A 13,816-nucleotide genomic window follows, 5' to 3' on the forward strand; every position below is an offset into this window, starting at 1 on the left:
TGCGCAGGACGCTACTTGCCGTGGATGCGTTCCGCAGCCAGCAGCTTGTCCGTCAGTTCCACATCGGGGTGCGCCAGCACCACTGAACCACCGCTGTGCCACGCGCCGAGCGAGTTCGCCAGCGCAGGCTCCAGCCCTTCGGAGGCCGGGACCAGAAGCCTGACGCCTTCCTCATGTGACGCCGCAAAACCAGTGATCAGGCTTTCGTGGACGTGCCACTGGCCTCCTCCCGCCCGAATGGCACAGCCGGCCGCCGAAGGGTCCGTGTGCGCCATAAAAACGTCACCATGGGAGCGCACCTCGGCGGCGTAGTCGATGACGCCGGCCAGCAGGTCACCCGGCCACCGCATCGCCAGGGCCGGCAGCGCGACGGCTATTACGGCGTCGTACTTCCCCTCAACGGTTCCGGGCCGGTCGGTGACGAGGAGTTCCGCCTTCCCGCCGTCCAGTACTGTTTCCATGCCCAGCTGCCAGGCGGCCAGTGCCCACACCATTGACTTCCAGTGGGCAGGCAGGTCAAGGTTCAGCCGCATGCCGGGCTCTGCGTCGAGTTCGTCCTGCAGCAGATTGCTCGTTTTTGCCACCCAGTTGTCCAGCACACGACCGGAGAGCTCCACGCGCTCGGAGTCCGGGCCGTACCAGGTCAGGCGGGGCGACGTGGCGTGGCCGGAACGCAGGGTGGTCATCAGATTTATCGCCGGGATGCTCATGGCTTTATCTTGCCACGGACGCCGTGGGGTGTCCTTGGCGGGGAGGCCGGGCACGGAGTCCCCTAAGGGTCCCAGCCGGGTCCGGCATAGCTGTGATGTTACTCACAGGAGTTTGTCATCTTATTTGTCTAATTCGGCCTGCGCCTGTATTTTTGGCAGCTATTCAGCGGAAACTTGGCTTTTGGGCCGTCGATGCGGACCGTCAGGCCTCCGGCGGGCCGGGCCTTCGAAAAACTCCCGGGCGTGGCGTGCCAGCGATTGGCCCGGAAAGTTGATTATTATCCCGTCCACGGCTTGACTCCCCACTAGTTACACACGTGTAATTAGATATCGAAAGTCACTGCATAAATACGGGCACACAACCGAGTGTCTAAGTATTCAGGCAGGGGCTGCAACATTTGGGGAGGGTCGCCGTGGGGCAAGCAGAGCGTATCCATGAAGATGCCGTCGTCGCCGGACAGGCAACGGCAAAATACCGCGCACGGGGGGTACCGAGCGACTGGTACGTCGATCCCGCCGATCCCGACGCCGCGGACCGTTACAACCGCAACACCAAAGACTCCCTCCAGGACCAGGCCACAGCCTTCCTGGCGGCGCACGAAGCACTCCTTGACGGCGGTCATGACCAGGACGATGACGACCTGGACCCGCCCATGGAACTGCGGACCCCGGCACAAGGGACAAGCACCCAGCCGGTGTGGATCGGACTGCCGTTCAGGCAGGATTTCGACGACGAAGGCGAACTCGGCTGGCAGACTGATGCATTGTGCGCGCAAACGGATCCGGAAGCCTTCTTCCCGGAGAAGGGCGGATCCACGCGCGACGCCAAGAAGGTCTGCGGTGCATGCAATGTGCGGTCGCAGTGCCTGGAATACGCACTGGCAAACGACGAACGGTTTGGCATTTGGGGTGGCCTTTCCGAGCGTGAGCGTCGGCGGCTAAGGAAGCGAGCAATCTAATTCTTCAGGAAGTACATGTCACTGCCGTTGTGGTGTCCCACAACGGCAGTGCCTATCTGCCCAGAACCCTGGCTGCCCTCGCGGACCAGACCCGGCCGGCGGACTCCCTCATCGGAGTGGACACCGGATCCCGCGACGACTCCGCCGTCCTCCTGGAACGGGCCTTCGGCGCAGCCAATGTGAGCACGTTTCCGCCCGGCAAGAGCGGCATGGGCGGCGCCGTACGCGCCGGGCTCAACACGCACGCGCCCTGGGAAGGCCAGTCCCAGCGCGCCACAACCGAGTGGATCTGGCTGCTTCACGACGATGCGGCCCCGGCGCCGGAGGCGCTGGCCGAACTCCTCAGTGCCGTGGAGCGCGCACCATCCGTGACGGTGGCCGGCTGCAAGCAACTGGACTGGTACGCGGAACGCCAGCTGATCGACGTCGGGCTCTCCACCAGCCGCTGGGCCGAGCGGCTGACCCTGATCGATGCCGATGAACTGGACCAGGGCCAGTACAACGGACGCACTGACACCTTTGCGGTGAACTCGGCCGGCATGCTGGTCCGCCGTGATATCTGGGAGCTCCTGAAGGGCTTCGACCCCGCGCTGCCGGGCACCGGCGACGACGTCGACCTCTGCTGGCGCAACCGCCTCGCGGGGCACCGTGTGGTGGTGGTTCCCACTGCGCGCATGTTCCACGTAGCCCACCGGCCCCATGCCCAGGGAAACGCCTCCGCGGCGCGGAAAGCCCAGGTGCATCTGCGCCTCAAGCACGCCCCGCTGTGGAAGGTGCCCATCCATGCGGTCGGCGCGCTGCTGGGCAGCATCTTCAAACTCGTGCTCAGCATCGCGGTCAAGGATCCCGGGCACGGTTTCTCCCAGCTTGTGGCCACATTCGCTGCCCTGGCCCGGCCCGGTGCCGTGGCAAAGGCCCGCCGGACCGCGGCAAACAGCCGGCGGATCCGGCGGTCCGTCATTAAGAAGCTGCAGACGCCCCGGCGTGAAGTCTGGAACCACCGCCGTTCCCTGATGGAGGCCCTGGGTGCCGACAACTCCACGGCCGATGGCCTGGTCCATGACCCCCTGGCCGACCAGCCCACGGGGGACTCATCAGACGACTTCGCCACGCTGACCACCACAGAACGGGGTTGGGTGGGGGCCGGCGCCATCGCCGCCATCATCATCGCGTCAGCGGCTTCCCTCACGGCGCTCACCGGGCTGTTCCGGGCCGACTCTGTTTCCGGCGGAGGCCTCATTCCGGTGTCATCCACCCTTGGTGAAATCTGGCACCACGCCTCCAGCTGGTGGATTAGCCTGGGGGCAGGGCTGCCGGGCAAGGGCGACCCCTTCGGCTATGTGCTGTGGATCCTTGGCCTGCTCGGCGGGGGAGACGCCAATGCGGCCATGGCCTGGCTCCTGCTGCTCGCCGCCCCGCTTTCCGGCCTGACCGCATGGTTTGCGGCCGGGGGCCTGACCATCCGGCGCCGCTTCCGCCTTGTGGCCGCACTCTTCTGGGCGGCCGCTCCTGCCTTGCAGATAGCCTTGAACCAAGGCCGGGCTGGTGCATTGGTGGCCCACATCATGATTCCGCTGCTGGTCCTGGCACTCCTGCGCGCCACCGGGTCCGCCGTGGGCCACGGACGGTTCATTGTCCCGTCCCCGGATGACCGGCGTTTCACCGAAAAACCGCCCGCACGGCCTGGGATCAACGGCATGCCGTCCTGGACCGCCGCCGCCGCCGCAGGGTTGTCGCTGGGTATTGTGACCGCCTCGGCCCCTTCACTGCTGATCCCTGCCACGGTACTGATTGTGCTCTGCGGGCTGATGCTTGGCCGCCGTGGTCGCACGGTGTGGTGGGCGCTGTTGCCCAGCGCCGCGCTCTTTCTTCCCTTCGGGTTATCCGTCATCGACAGGCCGCGGGCCCTGCTGGCAGACCCGGGTGTTCCGCTGGGATTCGAGGCAGCACCGCTGTGGCAGCAGTTCCTGGGGCAGCCGCTGCTGTTCTCGGCCGAGGGTGGACTTTCCGGCCTTCCGTTCTTCAGCGGCCAGGTCATCCCGTGGGCGCTCATGCTCGCACTGCTGGTAGCCGTTCCCGTCCTGCTGCTTGCCGTGGCCGCCCTTTTCCTCCCGGGTAAGCGCAGCAGGACGGCACGTGTTCTCTGGGTGGCGGCCCTGGTGATCTTCGCAGGTAGCTGGCTCGCAGGGCACGTTGCCACCGGCGTGAATGCCGACACCCTGGTGACTCCGTTCACCGGTCCGGCCGTCTCCGCCGCCGGGTTCGCCCTGCTGGGTGCTGCGCTGATTGGTGCCGAGCGTTTGCTTGATGCCGCGGACCGGGCAGGCTCTCAGAGCACTCGGCGCAACGTTGCCCTCCGCGCCGCGACGGCTCTTGCCATGCTGGTGCTGCTGGCCGGTCCGCTAGCCGGCATGGCGGTGTGGTCGGCGCAGAATCTGCTCCGGTCCTCAGCCGTTGCCCTCCCAGCCGACGTGCCGGCAGGGCCCGCGCTGGGAACGCCGCGGCTGGTGGAGCCAGGCAGCTCCCGGACGCTCCCCGCCACCGCCATAGACCGTGGCACCGGGCCGGAGCAGACACGCACACTGCTGATCAGCACGCAGGAGAACGGCGCCTTTGACGCGGCGCTGATGCGCGGTGCCGGGACCACCTTGGACAGCCTGTCAACGATTGCCGCCGCCCGGAACATCCTGGGCGCGCCCGGCCAGGAGACGCTCAGGGAGGACGACGACGTCACGGCGTCCATCCGCAGCGTGGTGGCCACGCTGGTGGCCGGCCAGGGCGTGGATCCCCGGCCCGGGCTTGAGCGCCTCGGTGCGGGGTTCGTGGTGCTGCGCTCGGCAGATACCGCCGCCCAACTCACGGCCAGCAGGATGGACGCCGTGCCGGGGCTTGTTGCCGTCGGCCAGACGGATGTCGGCTGGCTCTGGCGGATTACGCCGCTGAACCAGCCTGTACTGCAGCCCGCGGACGTTGCCCATCGCGTCAGGATCGTGGACGGTACCGGCGCCACTGTGGCACTGGTGCCTTCCAGATACGACGACGTCGACACCACCGTCGGCGGGGGACCGGAAGGGCGGCTGGTGGTGCTCGCCGAACGGGCGGACCCGGGCTGGAGCGCCTGGCTCGACGGGCGGAAGCTCACTGCCACGACATCCGGCTCGGCCCAGGCTTTCACCTTGCCGGCCTCCGCTGGCCAGCTGACCGTCCGCTACGATGCCCCCTGGGCCCTCTGGTCCGGAATCGCACAGATCACGGTGATCGGACTCACTGTCATGCTCGCCATTCCCATGCCCGCGCGCCGGCCCAACACAGGGCTCTCGAGGGACGAGGGATCTTTGCGTAAGGAACACCAGAATGCATAAGGACGCAGCCCGCAGGACCCCGCGCAAGCAGATGCTGGCAGGCCTGGTCTCGGCCGTCGCGATTGTGGCCGCAGCCGGCGCGGGACTCGCTGCCGCCTCGGTCGCGCCGCAGCCGGCAGGGAGCCGCAGCATCCCGGCCGTGCTGGCTGCTGTTCCTGCCGGCGCCAGTACAGGGGTTTGTCCTGGCCCGGCCCGCCTGCTCGAAGGAACGGAGGCGGGCACGGATCCCCAGTTCAGCCCCGAATCCGCGACCGCCAGGAGCACCGTCACGGGCGCCGTCCTGAGCGCCCCCGGCGGTGTCCTTCCCGGCAGCCGGCTCGCGACCCTTAACGGGACGCCCGCCGTCGAGATCGCCAAGGACGGCAGCCAGGCCGGCCAAGGGACAGGTCCCCAGGACCTGACCGCCGGAGTGCTCGCCGGGCACAGCGTGGATGACGCCACCCTCCTGAGCGCCGACGCCCAGGCAGGCCAGAAGCCCTCAGCCGCCGGTGTTATGAGATTCACTGCCACGGACGGTGACCTGCAGGGCTCGGCGGCGGCCAATTGCCAGCCGCCCGCCAACGACCTTTGGCTCTCCGGTGCCAGCACCACCCTGGGCCGCACATCCGTCCTTGTCCTCAGCAACGCCTCAAGCACACCTGCCACCGTCTCCCTGGAGCTTTTCGGCAGCAAGGGTCAGATCCAGGCGCCGGGCAGCAGGGGGCTGCTGGTCGCGCCGGGAGGTACCCGCTCAATCGTCCTGGCGGGCCTGGCCCCTGGTGAAGCCCAGCTCACGGTCCACGTCCGGAGTGCGGGCGGTCCCGTGGCCGCCGCCATCCAGCAGAGTGTCCTGAGGGGACTGACGCCCGGCGGCGTCGACTTCATTGCTCCGGGCGCCGCACCTGCCGCACGGCAGGTCATGACCGGCGTGGACATCCAGGATGCAGGCGCGGTCTCCGCCCTCACGGGAAACAGCGGCTTCAACGACGCCGGTCCCGCGCTGGGCATCACTGTTCCCGGACCGTCGGACGCGGTAGTGGAGGTCAAGCTCTTCGGCCGGGACGGCCAGAAAGCCCTCCCCGGCGGCGGCGTTGTCACGGCAAAAGCCGGGGCCGTGACCGAGATTTCGCTGGCCGGCGTCCCCGCAGGCCACTACACGGTGTCCACCAGTTCGGACGTGTCGTTTGTGGCCGCAACCCGGGTCACGCGGGGCGTCAACGACGAGAAGGCCTCGGACGTCGCCTGGGCTGCCTCCGGTGTCCGGCTGGGAAGCCAGCATGTGGTGCCCGTGCCCCAGGGCGGTGACCGAATCCTGGTGTTCGGCGTCCTCGAGAACCGGGCCACAGTTTCCTACGCTGCCATCACCGCGGACGGCAAGATCCGCGCGGCCGCCACAGCCGACGTCGCCGGCGGCACCACAACGTCCATCAAGGTCCCCGAGAAGGTGGAGGAGTCGGAGGTGGTGGCGTACGTTGTCTCCGCGTCAGGTGACGCCGCCTACGGCGCGCTGCTCCTGCAGCAGGAAGGCCGTGACGACGTCTCCACCGTGGCCTTTACGCCGGCCGCTTCCGGGCAGGAAAAGGTGCCGGTCTCGCTGGGGTACTGACCGGTCAGTACCGGCGGCGGTAGACCGGATCCAGGGTTTCCGGCGCTACGCCGAGCATTTCGGCGGTGTGTTCCACCACGACGTCGTGCACCAGGTCCTGGAGTTCCTCCCGGCTGGCGCAACCCTGCTCAACCACCCGGCGGTACAGGGTGATCACTGGGCCCTCCTCTGCCGTGGCGGGAGTGTAGGCGCCCATGGGAGGCGGGGCGGCGTCCGCCACCAGTTGCTCCAGCTGCGGGGGTATTTCGTCGACGGCAAACCGGACGCCGTCGAGCGTTTTGCCCCAGATGTCATGGAGCCGCTGCGCGGAATCCAGCACCATGTCATCAAAGCGGTCGGACCGCGTCCGATAACCGGGGTGGGTTGGCAACACCAGTTCCCCGCGCAGGCCGCGGCCGTGGCGGTTCCGCCGGCGCATTACAAAGCTTCGGCCAGGCGTTCCCGAATGCGATTCTGCGGCGCGATCATCCGGGTCAGCCAAACGGACCGTAAAAGCTGAATCATGGTTCGATGACTGCATACCTTGACTGTAAACCCGGGCGCGGAATTACGCGACATAACCCGGGTTTGCGTGCCAGGGCGCGGCGGTCGTTTCGCCAAATACGCCGAACAAGCACGGATACGGAGTAGTCTGTGATGTCGTGGGAGCTATCCGTCAATGTTCAAGGTCAGCCTGCCGTCAATCGGCGGTGGCAACTTTGACGTACGTCTATGCCGATTCCACCGCCGTCCTGGGTCCGCTGGCCACCTACGCCGAGCCGCATTGTTACGATTTGTGCGAGCAGCACGCCGGGTCACTGACGGTGCCCCGCGGCTGGGAAGTGCTTCGCCTGGCGATGCCAACAAGCCCGCAGCCTCCCGGACCGGACGACCTCCTGGCCCTCGCCGACGCGGTCCGCGAAGCAGCGGCCCAGCGGCCCCAGCCGCAGGCCACGCCGGGCCAGCGTGCCTCGCATTCAGTGCTGGAGGCCCCAGCGGGCACCGAAGGCGTCCGCCGGGGGCATCTGCGCGTCCTGCGCAAACCTTCCTGAGGCGGATCTGGCGGTAGGCTGGAACCTGCTAATCAGTCAGCCAACGGCGCAAACGCGCCCCTGTCGGGAGCACCAATCATGCCAAAGATCAGTCCTGAACTGTTGTCCGTCCTCCGCTGTCCCGTGACCGGTTCGCCCCTGGTCCAGGAAGGCGAAGAGCTTGTGTCGACGGCGGCAGGAGACTCGGGCGTGAAGCTGCGCTACCCGATCGAGGACGGTATCCCGCTGCTGCTGCCGCCGGAACTTCTCCAGGCAGCTACCGCCGCCGGCTCGGACCAGCACGACCCCAAAGGAACCCCATGACATTTGACTACAAAGTAGCCGACATCTCGCTGGCCGAAGCCGGCCGCCACCAGATCCGGCTGGCCGAGCACGAGATGCCGGGCCTCATGTCCCTCCGCAAGGAGTTCGGACCCACCCAGCCGCTGAAGGGCGCCCGGATCGCCGGATCCCTTCACATGACGGTCCAGACCGCCGTCCTGATCGAAACGCTCACAGCCCTCGGTGCCGAGGTCCGCTGGGCTTCCTGCAACATCTTCTCCACCCAGGACGATGCCGCCGCAGCCGTCGTGGTGGGCAAGGGAACAGTCGAGGACCCGCAGGGTGTCCCGGTGTTCGCCTGGAAGGGCGAGACGCTGGAGGAATACTGGTGGACAGCCCAGCAGATCCTGGCCTGGCCCGGATCGGACATCAATCCGGAGCTCGGCCCGAACATGATCCTGGACGACGGCGGCGACGCCACCATGCTGGTCCACAAGGGCGTTGAGGTCGAAGCTGCCGGCTCAGTACCGGCGGCAGGCGAAGACGAGTCCGAGGAAGGCCGGATCTTCCTGGACGTGCTTCGCGCCTCGCTGCAGGAAGACCCGCAGCGGTGGACCCGGATCGGGGCCGGCCTGCGTGGTGTCACCGAGGAAACCACCACCGGCGTGCACCGCCTCTACCAGCTGGCCGAACAGGGCAAGCTGCTGTTCCCTGCCATCAACGTCAACGACTCGGTCACCAAGAGCAAGTTCGACAACAAGTACGGCATCCGGCACTCGCTGCCGGACGGCATCAACCGTGCCACCGACGTCCTGATGGGCGGCAAGGTGGCCGTCGTCTGCGGTTATGGCGACGTCGGCAAGGGAGCCGCAGAGGCATTCCGCGGCCAGGGTTCACGCGTCATCGTCACCGAGATCGACCCCATCTGTGCCCTCCAGGCAGCCATGGACGGCTACCAGGTGGCCAAGCTTGAGTCGGTGCTGACCGAAGGCCACATCTTCATCACCACCACCGGCAACAAGGACGTCATCCTGGCCGAACACATGGCCGGCATGCGCGACAAAGCCATCGTGGGCAACATCGGCCACTTCGACAACGAGATCGACATGGCCGGCCTGGCACGGATCCCCGGCATCAAGAAGGTAGAGATCAAGCCCCAGGTGCACGAGTGGGTGCTCGGCACCGGGACCGCGGAAGAGCGCTCCATCATCGTCCTGTCCGAGGGACGCCTGCTGAACCTGGGCAACGCAACCGGCCACCCGTCCTTCGTGATGAGCAACTCGTTCGCCAACCAGACCATCGCCCAGATCGAGCTGTGGACCAAGCGGGACCGGCCTGAAGGCGAACGCGAATACAGCAACCAGGTCTATGTCCTGCCCAAGATCCTGGACGAAAAGGTTGCCCGCCTGCACCTCGACGCCCTCGACGTGGAGCTCACGGAACTCTCCAAGGATCAGGCCGACTACCTGGACCTGGACATCGCCGGACCGTACAAGCCCGAGCACTATCGTTACTGACGCGTGACGCCCCGGGTGCAGACCGCGCCCGGGGTTGTTACGTCCAAGCATTAAGATCGGACTATGGAACCTGTTGTTAAGCCGCGCCGGCAGGGGACCGCCAAGAAGATTCTCTTGGTGGCAGCCGTGTGTGTCCTTGCCGCAACGGGCGGCGTTTTCGCCGCCGTCGCGCCGGGTTTTGCGCGCGGTGGCCTTGAATCCGAAGCCAGCTCCGCAGTAAGGTCCGCACCGGGAGTCGCATCGCCCGTAGTGGCCCCGGTCAAGGTAGACATCACGCCGGCCAACGCCGCAAAGCAGGTGAACCCGGCCACGCCGGTGTCACTCAAGGTGGGCAACGGCCGGATCGAGAGCGTCACGCTGACCAGCACCGCCGGCGAAGTAGTCCACGGCACGTTCGCAGGGGACGGCAGCAGCTGGACTGCGACCGACCCGCTGAAATTCAACACCGAATACAGCTACACGTACGTGGTCACCGACGGGGCGGGCCGCGAAACCAGCACCACAAACTCGTTCAGCACGGTTTCCAGCACACACGAGGCGGATGCCGCCATCTACCCCCTGGACGGGATGAAAGTCGGCGTGGGCCAGCCGCTGCAGGTCATCTTCAGCGAACCGGTGGTCAACCGGGACGCCGTGGAGAAGGCCATCAAAATCACCTCCAGTGCAGGGCAGGCCGGGGCCTTCCACTGGTTCAGCGACACCATGGTCCGCTACCGCCCGGAAGCCTTCTGGGCCGCGAACTCCACCGTCACCATGGACATGCAGCTGTTCGGCGTGGACCTCGGCAACGGCCAGATCGCCAACTTCAACAAGAAAGTCACCGTCAATTACGGCGACAAGCGGGTGGCTATCGCCGACGCCGCCGCACACACGTTCACGCTCAGCGTCAACGACCAGGTAGTGAAAACCCTCCCGGTCAGCATGGGTGACCAGCGCTTCCCGTCAGCGCGTGGCTACGCGGTCCTGATGGAAAAGAACCGTTATGACCACTTCCGGGCGGCCAGCATCGGCCTCAAGCCCGGCGATCCGGCCTACTACGGCGAAGTGGACGTGGAGTATGCCATCCGCCTCACCCTGAGCGGCGCCTACATCCACCAGGCGCTTGAGTCCGCCTACCCGTTCATCGGCAACACCAACGTTTCGCACGGCTGCATCGGGTTCGCTCCCGACGGCGCCGCCTGGGTTTTTGACAACATGACCACCGGCGACGTGGTTCAGATCATCAACACCGAAGGCGACTACGCCGCCGTCGACGACGGCTATGGCGACTGGAACATCCCCTGGGCGGAGTACGACAACTAGGGGCTGAACGGCAGGCGGTCCAACCGCTCTGCCGTGGCCGAGTTCCGGCGCCGGGCCTGCTGCAGCCGCGCCAGTTCGCGGTGACGGCGTTCGGCGGTAACGGCGGCCAGGTACTGGTCCGGGCTGGTTCCCGGGGGCGGCGGCGGGGCCACATGCCCGGCCAGTTCCGTGGCGATCGACGCGGCCATACCGGCGGCGGACAAGGGTGACATGCGCCCGGCCTGCCGGATGAACTGGGCAGCCTGCCGTGCGGTCGCATCCGGAATCCGGCCGATGTCCGCGGCTGTGGCCCAGGCCTGAAGCTGTGGCGGAACAAAGACGCGGACCGGCGCCTCCACCGGCACGCGCCGGCGCAGCGCGTAGGTGCCGGCAAGGATGTCACCCAGCCGCTTGGAGCGGCTGTTGAAAAGGGCGACGCCGATGGCGAGGCCGCCCAGGGTCAGGTAGATTTCCAGGAATCCCGTCAGCCCCCGGATCAGTGCGTGGCGGAACCGGATGGCGCCGCCGTCGTCCCTGACCACCCGCAGGCCGGTAGCCAATTTTCCGAGGGAGAGCCCCCGGGTGAGGGTCTCGACCGCTACAGGGAAAATAACGAAGCAGAACACCACGCTCACCAGCGTCAGTGCCCGCATTGCCGCCTCGTCAAGGTCCTGGCCGGCGGCCGAGACACCCAGGAGGATCAGGACCAGCAGGACGATGTTGAACAGGACATCCAGCAGCAGGCCAAGGGCGCGGGCGGCGAAAGATGCGGCGCGCAGTTCCAGGACAACGGCCTCGCCGGTGATTATCGAACTCAAGCGGATACCCCAATCCCTTGTAACCCATCCTGCGGACGCTCACAGTCTATGGCGGCTAGGCTGTTGCCGTGGATATGGATGCCTTCTCCGCCGCCAACGGGGACAAATGGTCAAGGCTGCACCAACTCGCCCATAAGCGGCGCCTCAGTGGCGAAGAGGCCGATGAACTGCTGCGCCTGTACCAGTCGGCGTCGGCCCACCTGTCCTTCATCCGGTCCATTGCCCCGGAAAGCGGCCTGTCCGCGTCCTTGGCCGCCACCCTGGCCCAGGCCCGGACCCGTTTCACGGGCGCACGGTCCAACGTGATGGCGGACCTGGCCCGCTTCTTCGTGGCTGCCCTGCCGGCGGCCCTGTACCGCCTGCGGTGGCTGACCGTGGCCTGCGGCGCCGCGTTTGTGCTGGTCGCCGCGGCCTACGCGCTGTGGATCGGGACGTCTCCGGAGGCCCTGCGGTCCGTTGCCTCGGAGGCTGCGGTCAGGCAGTACGTCGAGAAGGACTTCATTGATTACTACTCGGAAAATCCTGCGGCCTCGTTTGCGGGGGCCGTCTGGACCAACAACGCCTGGATCAGCGCGCAGGCGGTGGCCCTGGGCATCACCGGCATCTGGGTGCCCATGATCCTGTTCATGAACGCCCAGGGCGTCGGGGTTGCCGCCGGAGTTTTCGCCGCCGTGGGCAAGCAGGATGTGTTTTACAGCTACATCCTGCCGCATGGCCTGATGGAGCTGACGGCTGTTTTTATTGCCTGCGCGGCGGGCTTGAGGATCTTCTGGGCCATGGTGTCCCCGGGACCACGGACGCGGGGACGGGCGGTGGCGGACGAAGGCAGGTCCCTGATCACAGTTGCCCTGGGGCTGGTGCTGGTGCTGTTCGTTTCCGGGTTGGTGGAGGGCTTTGTTACGCCCAGCCCGCTGCCGGTCTGGGCCAAGATCGGGATCGGCCTGGCGGTGCTGGCTGCCTACTGGGTCTACGTCCTGGTGTGGGGACGGCGGGCCTACGAAGCCGGTGAACGCGGCGACCTGGTGGCCGGCGACGCTGGATACAGCGAAATCGCCGCATGAATCCGGAAGCGCCGGGGTGGCTCCTCGCCGTCGTGGAGGAGCGGGCGGTAGGCTCGATATCAGATACACGGCGCTGCCCGGATCAGAGCCGGCGGCGCGGACCCCAACGGAAGTGACGCTGCTGTGAACGACAATTCGCCGACCCCTGCCAAACGCACGGAGCCGCAGCCGGATCCGGACCTGGATACTTCGTCGGACTCGGACGAGCCGGCCTTTGCCTGGATGAATGGCTCCGGCACCAGCACTCCCGAGGCGTCCCCGGCCGTTGGCTCCGGTTCCGGGCAGGGGGGCGTCACCCAGCCCGAAAGCCGCGCCGGACGCAAAGCCGCGGAGGCCGCCGTCGAACCTCCCGCCGCGGTACCTTCCGTGGACGAGTCACTCCGCAAGGAATCGTCAGCCCAGGGCGCCGCCCGAAACGGTGCCCACTTCAGCGAGCCGCTGCCCACGTCCGCGCTGCAGGTCCGTCCGCCGCAGGAGGAAGTGGAGCGCCGCAACGCGGAGCGCGAAAGTGCGGCCAATGCCAAGCCCGTGGCCCCGCGCATCTGGCAAGTCCTGCTGGCCCTTTTCTACCCCGTGATCCTGCTGGTTCTTGCCGTCCGCGCGGTCACCAGCCCCCTGTTTCTGTGGGCCGAGTACAACCGGCCCGGGTTCCCCGGCGACGGGTACGGCTTCAGCACTGACGACCGGATGACGTACGGCTCCTACGCGGTTGACTACCTCAGCAACTGGGCGGGCCCGCGGTACCTGGGTGACCTGGTCAACCGCAGCGGCGCGGACCTTTTCAAGGACGGCGAAGTCAGCCACATGGCCGACGTGAAAGTTGTCATCCTCTCCGCGTTTGGCGGGGGAGCACTCCTGATCGTCCTCAGCATTGTGGCCATCGTGTACCTGCGCCGCCGCAGCACCGGCGGAGTGCGCCGCGGACTGTTCGCCGGATCCATCGTTGCGCTCGCGATCATCCTGGGCCTTGGGGCACTGGCCGTGCTCGGCTGGCAGCAGTTCTTCACCGAATTCCACCGGCTCTTCTTCGCCAGCGGTTCCTGGACGTTCGCCCTGGAAGACACCCTGATCAGGCTGTTCCCGGGCCAGTTCTGGATCGATGCCGGCATTGTCATCGCCGGGCTGGTCCTCCTGGTATCCCTGGTGACGCTCGTCCTCACCTGGCCCACCCGCCGCCGTCGCGGCCTGGCCACGGATGAGCCGAGCGCGGCTGAGGTCCAGCCTTAACCTG

General features: G+C 67.0%; 12 protein-coding genes. 9 read left to right on the forward strand and 3 right to left on the reverse strand.

What is annotated here, in order from left to right; all coding sequences use genetic code 11:
* Positions 1-11 precede the first annotated feature (11 nt).
* The gene (locus tag AC3IT0_RS06475; RefSeq protein WP_489322934.1) at positions 12-710 is read right to left on the reverse strand and encodes a TIGR03089 family protein; all 699 of its coding nucleotides are present in this window, start codon (positions 708-710) and stop codon (positions 12-14) included.
* A 413-nt stretch (positions 711-1,123) separates the two neighbouring features.
* Here AC3IT0_RS06475 and AC3IT0_RS06480 point away from each other — a divergent pair, with 413 nt between their 5' ends.
* From AC3IT0_RS06480 to AC3IT0_RS06490, 3 genes are read left to right on the forward strand one after another with little or no spacing between them, the layout of a single operon-like run.
* Positions 1,124-1,669: a WhiB family transcriptional regulator gene (locus AC3IT0_RS06480; RefSeq protein ID WP_185262954.1), complete on the forward strand. Its 546-nt coding sequence runs from the start codon at positions 1,124-1,126 to the stop codon at positions 1,667-1,669.
* A 29-nt stretch (positions 1,670-1,698) separates the two neighbouring features.
* Entirely contained in the window at positions 1,699-5,031 is a 3,333-nt protein-coding gene (locus AC3IT0_RS06485; RefSeq protein ID WP_489322935.1) for a glycosyltransferase family 2 protein, read from the forward strand.
* Complete coding sequence (locus tag AC3IT0_RS06490) at positions 5,024-6,616, forward strand: DUF5719 family protein (protein ID WP_489322936.1); 1,593 nt, start codon at positions 5,024-5,026, stop codon at positions 6,614-6,616. Before AC3IT0_RS06485 ends, AC3IT0_RS06490 begins: the two co-directional genes overlap by 8 nt.
* 4 nt (positions 6,617-6,620) lie before the next feature.
* On the opposite strand, the gene AC3IT0_RS06495 is transcribed toward AC3IT0_RS06490, so the two are convergent.
* Positions 6,621-7,136, reverse strand: coding sequence for a metallopeptidase family protein (locus AC3IT0_RS06495; protein ID WP_489322937.1), 516 nt, complete (start codon positions 7,134-7,136; stop codon positions 6,621-6,623).
* A 121-nt stretch (positions 7,137-7,257) separates the two neighbouring features.
* On the opposite strand from AC3IT0_RS06495, the gene AC3IT0_RS06500 reads away from it, so the two are divergent.
* The 4 genes from AC3IT0_RS06500 (at position 7,258) to AC3IT0_RS06515 (ending at position 10,727) form a co-directional block, all read left to right on the forward strand.
* Positions 7,258-7,647 carry a DUF3499 domain-containing protein gene (locus AC3IT0_RS06500; RefSeq protein ID WP_489322938.1) on the forward strand — a complete coding sequence of 130 codons (390 nt, stop codon included), beginning with the start codon at positions 7,258-7,260 and terminating at the stop codon, positions 7,645-7,647.
* A 78-nt stretch (positions 7,648-7,725) separates the two neighbouring features.
* Positions 7,726-7,950 carry a Trm112 family protein gene (locus AC3IT0_RS06505; RefSeq protein ID WP_489322939.1) on the forward strand — a complete coding sequence of 75 codons (225 nt, stop codon included), beginning with the start codon at positions 7,726-7,728 and terminating at the stop codon, positions 7,948-7,950.
* Positions 7,947-9,425, forward strand: coding sequence for an adenosylhomocysteinase (gene ahcY / locus AC3IT0_RS06510; RefSeq protein WP_489322940.1), 1,479 nt, complete (start codon positions 7,947-7,949; stop codon positions 9,423-9,425). Before AC3IT0_RS06505 ends, ahcY begins: the two co-directional genes overlap by 4 nt.
* Positions 9,426-9,488: 63 nt before the next feature.
* Positions 9,489-10,727, forward strand: coding sequence for a L,D-transpeptidase (locus AC3IT0_RS06515; protein WP_489322941.1), 1,239 nt, complete (start codon positions 9,489-9,491; stop codon positions 10,725-10,727).
* Here AC3IT0_RS06515 and AC3IT0_RS06520 read toward each other — a convergent pair.
* The gene (locus AC3IT0_RS06520; RefSeq protein WP_489322942.1) at positions 10,724-11,524 is read right to left on the reverse strand and encodes an RDD family protein; all 801 of its coding nucleotides are present in this window, start codon (positions 11,522-11,524) and stop codon (positions 10,724-10,726) included. The two genes, AC3IT0_RS06515 and AC3IT0_RS06520, sit on opposite strands and share 4 nt — an antisense overlap.
* Positions 11,525-11,592: 68 nt before the next feature.
* Between AC3IT0_RS06520 and AC3IT0_RS06525 the strand changes: the two genes are divergently transcribed.
* Positions 11,593-12,585, forward strand: a complete 993-nt coding sequence (locus tag AC3IT0_RS06525) for a stage II sporulation protein M (protein ID WP_489322943.1) — start codon at positions 11,593-11,595, stop codon at positions 12,583-12,585.
* 123 nt (positions 12,586-12,708) lie between these two features.
* Complete coding sequence (locus AC3IT0_RS06530) at positions 12,709-13,812, forward strand: TIGR01906 family membrane protein (protein WP_489322944.1); 1,104 nt, start codon at positions 12,709-12,711, stop codon at positions 13,810-13,812.
* The last annotated feature ends 4 nt before the right edge of the window (positions 13,813-13,816 follow it).

It is taken from the genome of Pseudarthrobacter sp. KH_020_B, from assembly GCF_057840185.1.